The following is a 12,673-nucleotide window of genomic DNA, read 5'->3' on the forward strand; positions in this document are numbered from 1 at the left end:
CCGGCACAAGTGACATGCGGTCGCACCCATACCGACAGTTGAGTTTGCGTTTCGCGCAATTAAAAAAGGGTTCCGAAATTCGGAACCCTTCATAGATCCTTGGTGGGCCGGGTCGGAGTCGAACCGACGATGGGATTTCTCCGGCGGATTATGAGTCCGCTGCCTGCAACCAGCACGGCGTCCGGCCCAAGAAAAAAGACCCGGACTATGAGACAGGCCGGGCCTATTCGCTAACTGGCCGACATACTACACGAAAAAGAGGCCTTCGCAACCGCCTCGCCTGAGCGAAACAACCGGAAGGCCCCTCTGAGTACGCCATTGAGCACAATGAATCTTCCGCTATCGATCAGTTTCCTTCGAGAAACGACTTCAGCTTGTCCGACCGGCTCGGGTGACGCAGCTTGCGCAGCGCCTTCGCCTCGATCTGACGGATCCGCTCACGCGTGACGTCGAACTGCTTGCCCACTTCTTCGAGCGTGTGATCCGTGCTCATCTCGATACCGAAACGCATACGCAACACCTTCGCTTCGCGCGGCGTCAGCGAATCGAGCACGTCTTTCACGACATCGCGCATGCTGGCATGCAGCGCAGCGTCGGCCGGCGCGACCGTATTCGTGTCTTCGATGAAATCGCCCAGATGCGAATCGTCGTCGTCACCGATCGGCGTTTCCATGGAGATCGGCTCTTTCGCGATCTTCATGATCTTGCGGATCTTGTCTTCCGGCATTTCCATCTTCTCGGCCAGCGTTGCCGGATCCGGTTCGAGACCGGTTTCCTGCAGAATCTGACGCGAAATACGGTTCATCTTGTTGATCGTTTCGATCATGTGAACCGGAATCCGGATCGTGCGCGCCTGGTCGGCGATCGAACGCGTAATGGCCTGACGGATCCACCACGTTGCATACGTGGAGAACTTGTAGCCACGACGGTATTCGAACTTGTCCACCGCCTTCATCAGGCCGATATTGCCTTCCTGAATCAGATCGAGGAACTGCAGACCTCGGTTCGTGTACTTCTTCGCGATCGAAATCACAAGACGCAGGTTCGCCTCGGTCATCTCGCGCTTGGCCTGACGCGCCTTCAGTTCACCAGCCGCCATTTGACGGTTGGTTTCCTTCAGGTCCTTCAGCGGCAGCACGACACGCGCCTGCAAATCCAGCAGACGCTGCTGCTGCTCGCGAATCGCCGGAATGTTACGCGTGAGGATCGCGCTATAAGCATGACCTTCGTTGACGATCTTGTCCGCCCACGTCAGGTCCGTCTCGCTGCCCGGGAAACGCGCGATGAACTCGGCACGCGGCATGCCGCACTTGTCGACCACCGTATGCAGAATCTGACGCTCGACCTGGCGCACTTCGTCCACTTGCGCGCGCAACGTGTCGCACAGACGCTCGACAGTGCGCGCGGTAAAGCGGATCGTCATGAGTTCATTCTGGATCGTTTCCTGCGCCTTCAGGTACGACTTGGACTTGTAGCCTTCCTTCTCGAACGCGCGACGCATCTTGTCGAACCATTCGCTGATCATCGCAAACTTTTCCAGCGACGCGCGCTTGAGCGCTTCCATCTGCGCCGCGTTCGCGGTGGCCTGCGCGGTACCGTCGTCTTCTTCCTCGTCCTCTTCGTCCTCGGCCTCTTCTTCCTCGTCTTCGCTCTCGATTGCCTCGGCTTCCTGCACGGAGAAACCGTCGGCGTCTTCCGCGTCGGCGTCGATCAGACCGTCGACGAGTTCGTCGATGCGGATCTCTTCGTTCGCGACGCGCTCGGCCATCGCGAGAATGTCGGCGATCGTAGTCGGGCACGCGGAAATAGCCATGACCATGTGCTTCAGGCCATCTTCGATCCGCTTCGCAATTTCGATCTCGCCTTCGCGCGTGAGCAGTTCGACCGTGCCCATTTCGCGCATGTACATGCGAACGGGATCGGTCGTGCGGCCGAATTCGGAATCGACGGTGGACAGCGCAACTTCCGCTTCCTCTTCCACTTCGTCATCCGACGAAGCGGCGGGCGCGTTGTCGTTCAGCAGCAGCGTTTCGGCATCGGGCGCCTGTTCGTACACCGCCACGCCCATGTCGTTAAACGTACTGATGATGCCTTCGATCGCCTCGGTCTCGGTGAAGTTGTCCGGGAGGTGGTCGTTGATTTCCGCGTAGGTGAGGAAGCCGCGTTCCTTGCCGAGCTTGATCAGCGCGCGCAGTTTCGAACGGCGCTCCTCGATTTCCTCGACGGTGCCCGGCTGTGACGACGCGAAAGCGTCTTTCAGCAGCGCTTTTTCCTTCGCGCGACGGTCGCGGGCCCTGGCCTTTTCCACTTTACCTGGAACGGCCGCAGGAGTTTCTTCGCTCTGGGTTGCCTCGTCATCGACGGGTACTTCGTTCAGCTTTTTCGTCATGGAGTTCGCCGTACCGGCTGTAGTCTCGACTCGCGGCTGGTGGACAACAGCCGGTTGAACCGTGGATACTGGAGTCTCGCGCACTACCGCATCGTCCAGCGCGGCAGCCGCTTCCCTTGCGCTTCTGACATCCGGCCCCTTCGTGGCCGCCGGCGGCACAGCTTTCGCTGCCCTGACCGGCTCCGTTCGCGCTGCCGAAGTGGTCGAGGATTTCTTCCCTGCAGCCGGTGGCGCAACGCTCACGGCAGACGCCTTTCTGGCTGAAGAAACTAGCTTGGCCTCGGTGACCTTTCTGGTCCGCTCCGTTGAGCGTGCGCCTGCTGAATTATTTCCGCCTGTAGTTCCGTCTGAAGTCTTTGCCATCGCATCGCCTTTTCGCCTTTGCTAGGAAAACCCTTTGAAAAACAAACCGCTGGAAACCTTTAATTATAGCACCGAGGCCTTTTCCAACCCGCTTACAAGCCAAGCTGGCGCTTCATGTCAGCCCGCTTGCGATTAAGCTCCGAAAGCTCGGCGAACTCCTCCGGCGTGTGCCGGGATTGCCGCGAGAGTTGCTCCAGGCGATCGCAATAAGCGTCGTACCGCATCTTCAAAATCGCCGCTTTCAACTCCTCGCCGACGATCCGCTCCTGCTCGCGGCGCTCCTCGGCGACGGTCGCATCTTCCGGATCCTTCAGCAGCAAATCCCGGACGTTTTCATCATAGTCCAGAATTTTGCGAAAGATTTCCTCGAAAGTTGGGGCATTGGCGCCATTTCGCAATAGGTCCGACAGCAACTGAAACTCCGCCGAATCGCCTAGCGCACGTGCATGCGTCGTCACTTCCTCGAACAATTCACCGTGTCGCGTGACCGTGAGGAGAGCCTGTTCGGCCTCCTCGTCGAGCACGCCGACCGTGCGCGGATACATCACCAGATTGCGCAGCGTTTTTTCCTCGATCCCGGTCACGCTGCGCCGGTCCTTGCGTGCGGGCGCGGAGCGCGCCGCCGCCGCAATCCGGGCGTCGACCTCGCACAGCGCCGCCACTTCCTCGAACGGCACGTCCAGCCGGTCGGCCAGCATGTGCATGATCTGCGCGCGCAGGGCGTTCGCCGGCAGCGCCTGGAGCAGCGGCTTGGCGTCGAACAGCGCGCGCGCACGGCCTTCCGGCTGGTCGAGCTCCTTGCCGGTCAACACCTCGTTCAGCATGAACTGCGATAGAGGCATGGCGCGCTTGACCTGCTCCGCGAACGCCTCGGTGCCGAATTCCCGCACGTAGCTGTCCGGATCGTGCTCGGACGGCAGAAACAGGAAACGGATGGTCCGATTGTCCGCGGCGTGCGGCAAACAGGCGTCGAGTGCGCGGCGCGCAGCGCGCCGCCCCGCCGAATCGCCATCGAAACTGAAGATCACCGTGTCGGTCTGACGCATCAGTTTGTGCACATGAACCGGCGTGCAGGCCGTGCCGAGCGTGGCCACCGCGTTCTGAAAGCCCAGTTGCGCCAACGCAACCACGTCCATGTAGCCTTCGACCACCAGCACGTACTGCTGTTCACGAATGGCCAGCCGCGCCTCGAATAACCCATAAAGCTCGCTGCCCTTGTTAAATAGCGGCGTTTCCGGGGAATTCAAATATTTCGGCTCACCGCCGTCCAGTACACGGCCACCGAAGCCGATCACCTGCCCTTTCACATTGCGGATGGGGAACATGATCCGCTCGCGAAAGCGGTCATAGCGACGGCTTTGCCCCTGCGCGTCCGCCTTCTCGCTGACAATGACCAGACCCGACTCGACCAGCGAGTCGTTTCGATAATCAGGGAACGCGGCTTCGAGGTTTTGCCAGCCGTCCGGTGCGTACCCGAGCCCGAAACGAGCGGCAATCTCGCCCGTCAGACCGCGCTTTTTCAGATACTGGATCGCCGTCGGCGCGCCACGCAGTTGCTTGCGATAGAAATCGCAAGCGGTTTGCATGACGTCGGACAGCGCGGTGGTGACCGCTTTCGACGCCGCCGGCGAGTTGCTGCCCGCGCCGGAACCGCCGCCGTAGCCCGGCGACGGCTCGTTCGGCACGGTCAGGCCGACCGACTGCGCCAGTTCGTTGACCGCCTCCGGGAAAGACGCGCCCACGTGCTCCATCAGGAACCCAATGGCCGTGCCATGCGCACCGCAGCCGAAGCAGTGATAGAACTGTTTAGTCGGACTAACCGTAAACGAAGGGCTTTTCTCGTTGTGAAACGGGCATAGGCCCATGAAGTTCGCGCCGCCCTTCTTCAACTGCACATACCGGCCGACCACGTCGACGATATCGACGCGGTTGAGCAGATCCTGCAGGAATGACGGTGGAATCACGTTAGACGACGCTGCGTTGAATACTCAGGATTAAAGCCCGGCGCCGCGTACGCCATCAGCGCGACAGCGAACGCAGGCCTCCAATACGAAGATTACTTGGCGAGCGCGGCTTTCACGCGGGCCGACACGGCGGTCATATCGGCGCGACCGGCCAGTTTCGGCTTGAGCACGCCCATGACCTTGCCCATATCCTGCGGACCGGCCGCGCCGGTTTGCGCGACCGCCGCCTCGACTTCCGCGGTGATCTCGGCGTCGGACAGCTGCGCCGGCATATAGGCGGTCAGAATGGCCAATTCGGCCTTTTCCTTGTCGGCGAGATCCGTGCGGCCCGCGGCCTCGAACTGGCTGATCGAGTCCTTGCGCTGCTTGATCATCTTGTCGACGACCGCCGTAATTGCCGTGTCGTCCAGCGTGATGCGCTCGTCCACTTCGCGCTGCTTGATCGCGGCGAGCAGCAGGCGGATCGTGCCGAGACGCTCCGTTTCACGGGCGCGCATGGCGGCTTTCATATCGTCGTTGATCTGGTCCCTGAGGCTCATCACTCACCTGAATGCGTTGAAATTGGCAAAAGCGGCCGGGCGCGGCGCCCACGTGCGGCATCAACACGAATAACCCGCTTGGGACTGCTTCCTCAAGCGGGTTGGCGCAATGTACGTAGTGGATGCGACCCTGCCGGCTGGCCCGAAGGGCCGTGTTTTCCGTGATGGCACCTGAAGTGCCGTCACCGGTTGGTTGTCGCCGCTCCGTTTGGGGAACCGCGGCAACGCCAGAATCAGTAGAACTTTTTTGGCAGCATCTGGCCACGCAGACGCTTGAAATGACGCTTCACCGCGGCGGCCTTCTTGCGCTTGCGCTCGGCCGTAGGCTTTTCGTAAAACTCGCGAGCGCGAAGTTCCGTCAGCAAACCGCTTTTCTCCATCGTGCGCTTGAACCGGCGCATGGCGACTTCGAACGGCTCGTTGTCTTTTACGCGGATGGTCGTCATTTTTCAATAACGGAACTTTGTAAAGGTTCAGGAGTATAGCAGAGCTTTTACACAAAGCGAGGGAGCCGTCAAGCCCCTCTGGCGTACTCCGCGGCCGCCTGGCCGGCCGCCACGCCGGACGCCCACGCCCATTGAAAGTTGTAGCCGCCGAGCCAGCCGGTGACATCCACCGCCTCGCCGACGAAATACAACCCCGCCGCCCGCGCGCTCATCATCGTGGACGATGAGAGTTCGCGCGTATCGACGCCGCCGCGGGTCACCTCGGCTTTGCGGTAGCCTTCGGTGCCGTTCGGCGTGAGCGTCCAGCGCGACAATGCCTCGCCGACGCGCCGCAACGCTTTGTCAGGCAGGTCGGCTACGCGCGCTTCAGCGGGAATCTGGTGAGTTTCCAGCCAGACGTGCGCGAGCCGTTGCGGCACCCATTCCGACAGGAGATTGGCAATCTGGCGCCTGGTATTGGTTTTAGCTTCGAGCAGCGCCGTGCTCGCGTCCTGTCCGGGCAGCAGGTTGATGTGAATCGGCTCGCCCGGTTGCCAATAGCTCGAAATCTGCAGCACGCCCGGACCAGACAGGCCGCGGTGGGTCAGCAACAGGTCCTCGTCGAACGACGCGCCGGTTTTTTTGCTGCCCGTGGCCAGTTGCACTTCGAGCGACACGCCCGAGAGCGCCGAAAACGGCTCCCAGTCGGCGGCGGCAAACGTCAGCGGGACGAGCGCGGGGCGTGTGTCGATCAGTTTGTGGCCGAACTGCCTCGCGAGCCGGTAAGCAAAATCCGTCGCGCCGATCTTGGGGATCGACAAACCGCCGGTGGCCACCACCAGCGCGCGCGCGTGAACGGGGCCCGAGGGCGTGTCCAGCACGTAGCGCCCTTCGGCGTCACGGCGCACGTGCTTGACCACGAGCGGCGTACGCCACGCAACCCGGCCAGCGTCGCATTCGCTTTTCAGCACGTTGATGACCGCGTCGCTCGACTGGTCGCAAAACAGCTGGCCCTTGTGCTTCTCATGCCATGTCAGATGATGCCGCTTGAGCAATGTCATGAAATCGCGCGGTGTGTAACGGGCCAGCGCCGAGCGGCAGAAATGCGGATTGGCCGACAGATAGTTGCCCGGCCCCGCATACAGATTCGTGAAATTGCACCGGCCGCCACCGGAGATACGGATTTTTTCCGCGAGACGCTGCGAGTGGTCGATCAACACCACACGGCGGCCCAGTTGCCCGGCCACGGCCGCGCACATCATGCCGGCCGCGCCCGCGCCGATCACTGCGATTTCGAAAGATTCCATGGGGTCGCATTGTAACCGGGCGTCTGCGGCACACGGGCCGCACTGCTATACTTTCCGGCTTACATTTTTCCCTTTTCGGCCGCGTCAACGCGTCCGATCCCGCCCATCCGTCATGCTCGTTCTCGGCATTGAAAGCTCCTGCGACGAAACCGGCCTCGCGCTCTACGATACGGAGCGCGGCCTGCTGGCGCACGCGTTGCATTCGCAGATTGCGATGCACCGGGAATATGGCGGCGTAGTGCCGGAGCTGGCGTCGCGTGACCATATCCGGCGCGCGTTGCCGCTGCTCGAAGAAGTGATGGAGCGTGCGGGCGCCGTGCGCAGCGACATCGACGCCATTGCGTACACGCAGGGTCCGGGGCTCGCGGGCGCACTGCTGGTGGGCGCGAGCGTCGCCAATTCGCTGGCCATGGCGTGGGACAAGCCCACCATCGGCATTCACCATCTCGAGGGGCACTTGCTGTCGCCGCTGCTCGTCGACGAGCCGCCGCCGTTTCCGTTCGTCGCGCTGCTGGTGTCGGGCGGCCATACGCAACTCATGCGTGTGACCGATGTGGGCGTTTACGAAACGCTTGGCGAAACGCTGGACGACGCCGCCGGCGAAGCATTCGATAAAACCGCCAAACTGCTCGGCCTCGGCTACCCTGGCGGCCCCGAAGTCTCCCGGCTGGCCGACTCGGGCACGCCGGGCGCTGTGTTGCTGCCGCGTCCCATGCTGCATTCCGGCGATCTCGATTTCAGCTTCAGCGGCCTCAAAACCGCGGTCCTCACGCATGCAAAAAAGCTCGGCGGCGCGGATATCTCCGAGCAGGCCAAAGCCGATCTGGCGCGCGGTTTCGTCGATGCCGCCGTGGACGTGCTTGCCGCGAAATCGCTCGCCGCGCTCAAGCGGACCAGGCTGAACCGGCTGGTGGTCGCGGGCGGCGTGGGCGCGAACCGGCAGTTGCGCGAAGCACTCTCGGCGGCGGCGAAGAAACGGAACTTCTTCGTGCACTATCCGGATTTGTCGCTGTGTACGGACAACGGCGCGATGATCGCCTTGGCTGGCGCGTTGAGGTTGCAGCGTTGGCCGGATCAATCGGCAAAAGATTATGCGTTCACGGTGAAGCCGCGTTGGGATCTGACCTCGCTTGCACGATGAATCCGAGCCGACAGTCATGATGTGAAAAAGCCGCTTCAGGAAAGCGGCTTTTTCTTTTCAGGCGTTTAAAAGAGCGCGCTTAAGCCGCCCGTTCATGCGCTTGGCCTATGCCACCCGCTTGTCCCGCTCGATCAATGCATACGCGCTGTGGTTGTGAATCGACTCGAAATTTTCGGCTTCGAGCACATAGGCGACCACACGCTCGTCCGCATTCAGACGCTGCGCGACGTCGCGCACCAGATCCTCGACGAACTTCGGATTTTCGTACGCGCGCTCGGTGACGAACTTCTCGTCCGGACGCTTGAGCATTCCCCACAATTCGCACGACGCTTCTTCTTCGGCGATACGAATCAACTCTTCCACCGCGACGTCGTCGGACAGTTCGGCATTGATCGTGACGTGCGAACGCTGGTTGTGCGCGCCATATTGCGAGATCTGCTTCGAGCAGGGGCACAGGCTCGTGACCGGCACCAGCACCTTCAGGAACAGTCGCGTGTCGCCGTTGCGCGTCTCGCCCGACAACGTCACTTCATAGTCGAGCAGGCTTTGCACGCCCGATACCGGCGCGGTCTTGTTCACGAAATACGGGAACGACACTTCGATCCGGCCCGCCTGCGCCTCCAGTTTGTCCAGCATTGCCGTGAGCATCGTGCGGAACGCGGCGGCGTCGAGCGGCGCCTTGTTCTCTTCGAGCAACGCCACGAAACGCGACATGTGCGTGCCTTTCTGATCGGCCGGCAGATGCACGTCGAGGTTCCACGTGCCGACTGTCGGTTGCACGTCACCGGCCTGGGTGCGCACGGTCAGCGGATGGCGGACGGCTTTTACGCCGACGCGCTGGATCGGAATCTGACGCGTATCAGGCGTGCTTTGCACGTCGGGCATCACGAAAGCGGGATTCATCTGGTTCATTATCGTGTCCTTTCAGGAAAACGCCGGGTCGCCCGAATCGCGTGCGCCCTCCAGGGATTCTTGCACTGCGACACATTGGGGGCGCTCAGCGGCCGTGCGGATCTACGCGCGCAACAGCGAGCACCGGCCTTGCCGGCGCTGGATGATGGACCCGAAGACCCACCGTTTCAAGTTCGAGATTGATATGGCCGCCATAGCGACGCAGCGGCCCGGTGGCAGGCTGCATGCTTTCACAGCCCACACTTGCCACGCTGACACATGGCAGCCGGCGACACGCGCTCAGGCGACGCGCTTCACCGACTGCGCGCCGGACGCGCCGCTCGCGAGGAAGCGTTCGCGGATCGACTGGGCGATGCCCGCAGCGTCGAGGCCACATGCGGACAGCAGCTTGGCCGGATCGCCGTGATCGATGAAGCGGTCGGGGAGACCCAGCTGCAGCACGGGCCGCATCACGCCGCTTTCGAGCAGCGCTTCGACGCATGCGGAACCCGCGCCGCCCATTACGCAGCCCTCTTCGACCGTGACGATGGCGTCGTGCGTTTCGGCAAGCTGGCGCACCAGATCGGCGTCCAGCGGCTTCACGAAGCGCATGTTCGCGACGGTGGCGTCGAGTTGCTCGGCAGCGGCCAGCGACGGCGCGACCATCGTGCCGAATGCCAGAATGGCGATACGCTTGCCCGCGGGCTGCGACGTTTCGCGACGGATTTCGCCCTTGCCGACCGGCAGCGCCGTCATCTGCTTGACGGTGGCCACACCTGTGCCGGCACCGCGCGGATAGCGCACGGCCGTTGGGTTCGGCTGCTGCAACGCCGTGTACAGCATCTGGCGGCATTCGTTTTCGTCCGACGCCGCCATGACCGTCATGTTCGGAATGCAGCGCAGGAATGCCAGATCGTAAGCACCGGCGTGCGTGGCGCCGTCCGCGCCGACCAGACCCGCGCGGTCGATCGCGAACACGACCGGCAGATTCTGCAGCGCGACGTCGTGAATCAGCTGGTCATAGGCACGTTGAAGGAAAGTCGAGTAGATGGCGACCACCGGCTTCATGCCGTCAGCGGCGAGGCCGCCCGCGAACGTCACCGCGTGCTGCTCGGCAATGCCGACGTCGAAATAACGCTCCGGAAAACGCTTCTCGAACTCCACCATGCCCGAGCCTTCCCGCATGGCCGGCGTAATGCCGACGACGCGCGCATCCAGCTCGGCCGCGTCGCACAGCCACTCGCCGAACACCTGCGTGTAAGTTTTCTTGGACGTCGTGGTGGCCGGTTTGATGCCTTCGGCCGGGTTGAACTTGCCGGGGCCGTGGTACAGCACCGGATCGGCTTCGGCCAGCTTGTAACCCTGGCCCTTCTTGGTGACCACGTGCAGGAATTGCGGACCGCGCAGTTCCTTGATGTTCTGCAGGGTCGGGATTAGCGAGTCGAGATCATGACCGTCGATCGGGCCGATGTAATTGAAGCCGAACTCTTCGAACAGCGTGGCCGGCACGATCATGCCCTTCGCATGCTCCTCGAACTTGCGCGCGAGGTCGAGCATGGGCGGGGCGACGCGCAGCACGCGTTCGACGCCGGCACGCGCGGCGGCATAAAAGCGCCCCGACATCAGCCGCGCCAGGTGGCGATTCAGCGCGCCGACCGGCGGCGAGATCGACATGTCGTTGTCGTTCAGGATCACCAGCAGCGGCACGTCGTCTTCCACGCCCGCATTGTTCATTGCCTCGAAGGCCATGCCAGCCGTCATCGCGCCGTCGCCGATCACGGCGATACCCATGCGGTTCTCACCCTGCAGCTTGCTCGCGATCGCCATGCCGAGCGCGGCCGAAATCGACGTGCTGGAATGCGCGGTGCCGAACGTGTCGTATTCCGATTCGTCGCGCTTCGGGAAGCCAGAGATGCCGCCGAGCTGACGCAGCGAATGCATCTGGTCGCGCCGGCCAGTGAGAATCTTGTGAGGATAGGTCTGATGACCGACGTCCCAGACGATCCGGTCATGCGGCGTGTCGAACACGTAATGCAGCGCAATGGTCAACTCGACCGTGCCGAGGTTGGACGAAAGATGGCCGCCCGTTTGCGACACGCTGTCGAGCACGAAGGCGCGCAACTCGTCGGCAAGGGGTTGCAGTTGGCGGCGATCGAGGCGGCGCAGTGCGGCCGGGTCGTCGATGGTTTTCAGCAAGTCGTACATCGTCGTTCCATTGTAGGAAAACTTACGCGCCCGCACTTCATACATGCACCCTTTCACGAAGGTGCGCGGCGGCGGGCTTTCGCGTTCAGCTGACCCGGTTCACCACCAGGTCGGCCAATTCGGCAAGACGCTGCGCGCGGGCACCGAACGGCGCCAGCGCGGCGTGGGCGTCGCTGCGCAATTGCGCGGCGAGCGCGCGCGACGCGTCGAGCCCAATAATCGACACGTAGGTCGGCTTGCCGTCCTTCGCGTCTTTACCCGCCGTTTTGCCAAGCGTCGCGGAATCGGTCGTGACATCGAGAATATCGTCGACGACCTGAAACGCGAGTCCAACGGCCGCCGAGTAAGCGTCGAGCGAGCGCATGGCGTCCGCATCCGGCGCCTCGCCGGCCAGCGCGCCCATGCGCACCGACGCACGCAGCAGCGCGCCGGTTTTCATCCGGTGCATGGTTTCGAGCTGCTCGCGCGTCAGCGTGTGGCCGACGCTGGCGAGGTCGATCGCCTGCCCGCCGCACATGCCGATCGAACCGGCGGCCAGTGCCAGCTCACGGACGAGCGACGCCTGCTGCGGCGCCGCCAATACGTCCGACGTCAACGCGACGAACGCCTGCGATTGCAGCGCGTCGCCAACCAGCAACGCCGTGGCTTCGTCATATTTGACGTGGACCGTGGGCTTGCCGCGGCGCAACGCGTCGTCGTCCATGCAGGGCATGTCGTCGTGCACGAGCGAGTACACATGGACCATTTCCAGCGCCGCCGCTGCAGCATCCACGCACTCGGGGCGCGCGCCGGTCAGTTCGCCGGCCGCGTGACACAGCAGCGGGCGGACCCGTTTGCCGCCGCCCAGCACCGCGTAGCGCATGGCTTCATGCAGCCTCGCGGGTTCGGTTGCCTCCGTGGGGAGGTAATGCTCCAGTGCGTTCTCGACGCGCTCGAGCACGGCGCGCGTCCATTCTTCGAATGTCATAGGTCGTCCCCGCTTTCAGAAGCGGCTGTGCCTGCGCTATTCACGGGCAGCGGCTTGAGCGTTTCGCCATCCAGCACGCGCACCTGCTGCTCGACCTTTTCGAGTTGCTGCTGACAGAACGCCACGAGCGCCGCACCCCGCCGGTACGCCGTGAGCGATTCCTCGAGACTCAGGCTGCCGCCTTCCATGCGTGCCACCAGTTGCTCCAGCTCCGCCTGCGCCGCCTCGTAATTCTCGGGCAGCGGCATGGCATCGACGCCTTCGGTTGGCGCGGCAGCAGTATCTTTCGACGCGGTCTTCGCCATGAATAGTCGCAAAATTAAAACAAGTCGGACATTCTACGGCAAAAGCGACAATTCCGATCCGCTCGCCGCCTCTGCCTTGCCGCTACGCGTCGCGCCGCATGGGCAGTCTCGCAGAAAAAAACGATCGGTCTGCGACGACTTTGCCGAACTTTCCCGACAAAATAGACCCAAATCAGG

The 12,673-nt window shown here is 62.6% G+C and carries 10 protein-coding genes and 1 tRNA gene; 1 reads left to right on the forward strand and 10 read right to left on the reverse strand.

Going from position 1 to position 12,673, the window contains the following annotated elements:
* Window positions 1–100: 100 nt before the first annotated feature.
* The 6 genes from AAGS40_RS23805 to AAGS40_RS23830 form a co-directional block, all read right to left on the reverse strand.
* A tRNA-Ile gene (locus tag AAGS40_RS23805) sits at window positions 101–188 on the reverse strand.
* Between the two features lie 158 nt (window positions 189–346).
* Complete coding sequence (gene rpoD, locus AAGS40_RS23810; RefSeq protein WP_345815428.1) at window positions 347–2,752, reverse strand: RNA polymerase sigma factor RpoD; 2,406 nt, start codon at window positions 2,750–2,752, stop codon at window positions 347–349.
* A 92-nt stretch (window positions 2,753–2,844) separates the two neighbouring features.
* Window positions 2,845–4,716 carry a DNA primase gene (dnaG, locus tag AAGS40_RS23815; protein WP_345815430.1) on the reverse strand — a complete coding sequence of 624 codons (1,872 nt, stop codon included), beginning with the start codon at window positions 4,714–4,716 and terminating at the stop codon, window positions 2,845–2,847.
* 92 nt (window positions 4,717–4,808) lie between these two features.
* Entirely contained in the window at window positions 4,809–5,255 is a 447-nt protein-coding gene (locus tag AAGS40_RS23820; RefSeq protein WP_345815431.1) for a GatB/YqeY domain-containing protein, read from the reverse strand.
* Window positions 5,256–5,488: 233 nt separating this feature from the next.
* Complete coding sequence (gene rpsU, locus AAGS40_RS23825; RefSeq protein WP_345815432.1) at window positions 5,489–5,701, reverse strand: 30S ribosomal protein S21; 213 nt, start codon at window positions 5,699–5,701, stop codon at window positions 5,489–5,491.
* Between the two features lie 68 nt (window positions 5,702–5,769).
* Window positions 5,770–6,987, reverse strand: coding sequence for an NAD(P)/FAD-dependent oxidoreductase (locus AAGS40_RS23830; RefSeq protein WP_345815433.1), 1,218 nt, complete (start codon window positions 6,985–6,987; stop codon window positions 5,770–5,772).
* 112 nt (window positions 6,988–7,099) lie between these two features.
* On the opposite strand from AAGS40_RS23830, the gene tsaD reads away from it, so the two are divergent.
* A complete protein-coding gene (gene tsaD / locus AAGS40_RS23835; RefSeq protein ID WP_345815434.1) occupies window positions 7,100–8,128 on the forward strand; it encodes a tRNA (adenosine(37)-N6)-threonylcarbamoyltransferase complex transferase subunit TsaD in 1,029 nt (342 codons plus the stop codon).
* Between the two features lie 105 nt (window positions 8,129–8,233).
* On the opposite strand, the gene folE2 is transcribed toward tsaD, so the two are convergent.
* The 4 genes from folE2 to AAGS40_RS23855 all read right to left on the reverse strand — a co-directional run bounded on the left by folE2 (window position 8,234) and on the right by AAGS40_RS23855 (window position 12,496).
* Window positions 8,234–9,040 (reverse strand): GTP cyclohydrolase FolE2, encoded by an 807-nt coding sequence (gene folE2 / locus AAGS40_RS23840; RefSeq protein ID WP_345815435.1) that lies wholly within the window; start codon window positions 9,038–9,040, stop codon window positions 8,234–8,236.
* A 279-nt stretch (window positions 9,041–9,319) separates the two neighbouring features.
* Window positions 9,320–11,224 (reverse strand): 1-deoxy-D-xylulose-5-phosphate synthase, encoded by a 1,905-nt coding sequence (dxs, locus tag AAGS40_RS23845; RefSeq protein WP_345815436.1) that lies wholly within the window; start codon window positions 11,222–11,224, stop codon window positions 9,320–9,322.
* A gap of 85 nt (window positions 11,225–11,309) precedes the next feature.
* Window positions 11,310–12,191 (reverse strand): polyprenyl synthetase family protein, encoded by an 882-nt coding sequence (locus tag AAGS40_RS23850; RefSeq protein WP_345815437.1) that lies wholly within the window; start codon window positions 12,189–12,191, stop codon window positions 11,310–11,312.
* The gene (locus tag AAGS40_RS23855) at window positions 12,188–12,496 is read right to left on the reverse strand and encodes an exodeoxyribonuclease VII small subunit (protein WP_345815438.1); all 309 of its coding nucleotides are present in this window, start codon (window positions 12,494–12,496) and stop codon (window positions 12,188–12,190) included. Before AAGS40_RS23855 ends, AAGS40_RS23850 begins: the two co-directional genes overlap by 4 nt.
* Between the last annotated feature and the right edge of the window lie 177 nt (window positions 12,497–12,673).

This window comes from Paraburkholderia sp. PREW-6R, assembly GCF_039621805.1.
GTDB lineage: Bacteria > Pseudomonadota > Gammaproteobacteria > Burkholderiales > Burkholderiaceae > Paraburkholderia.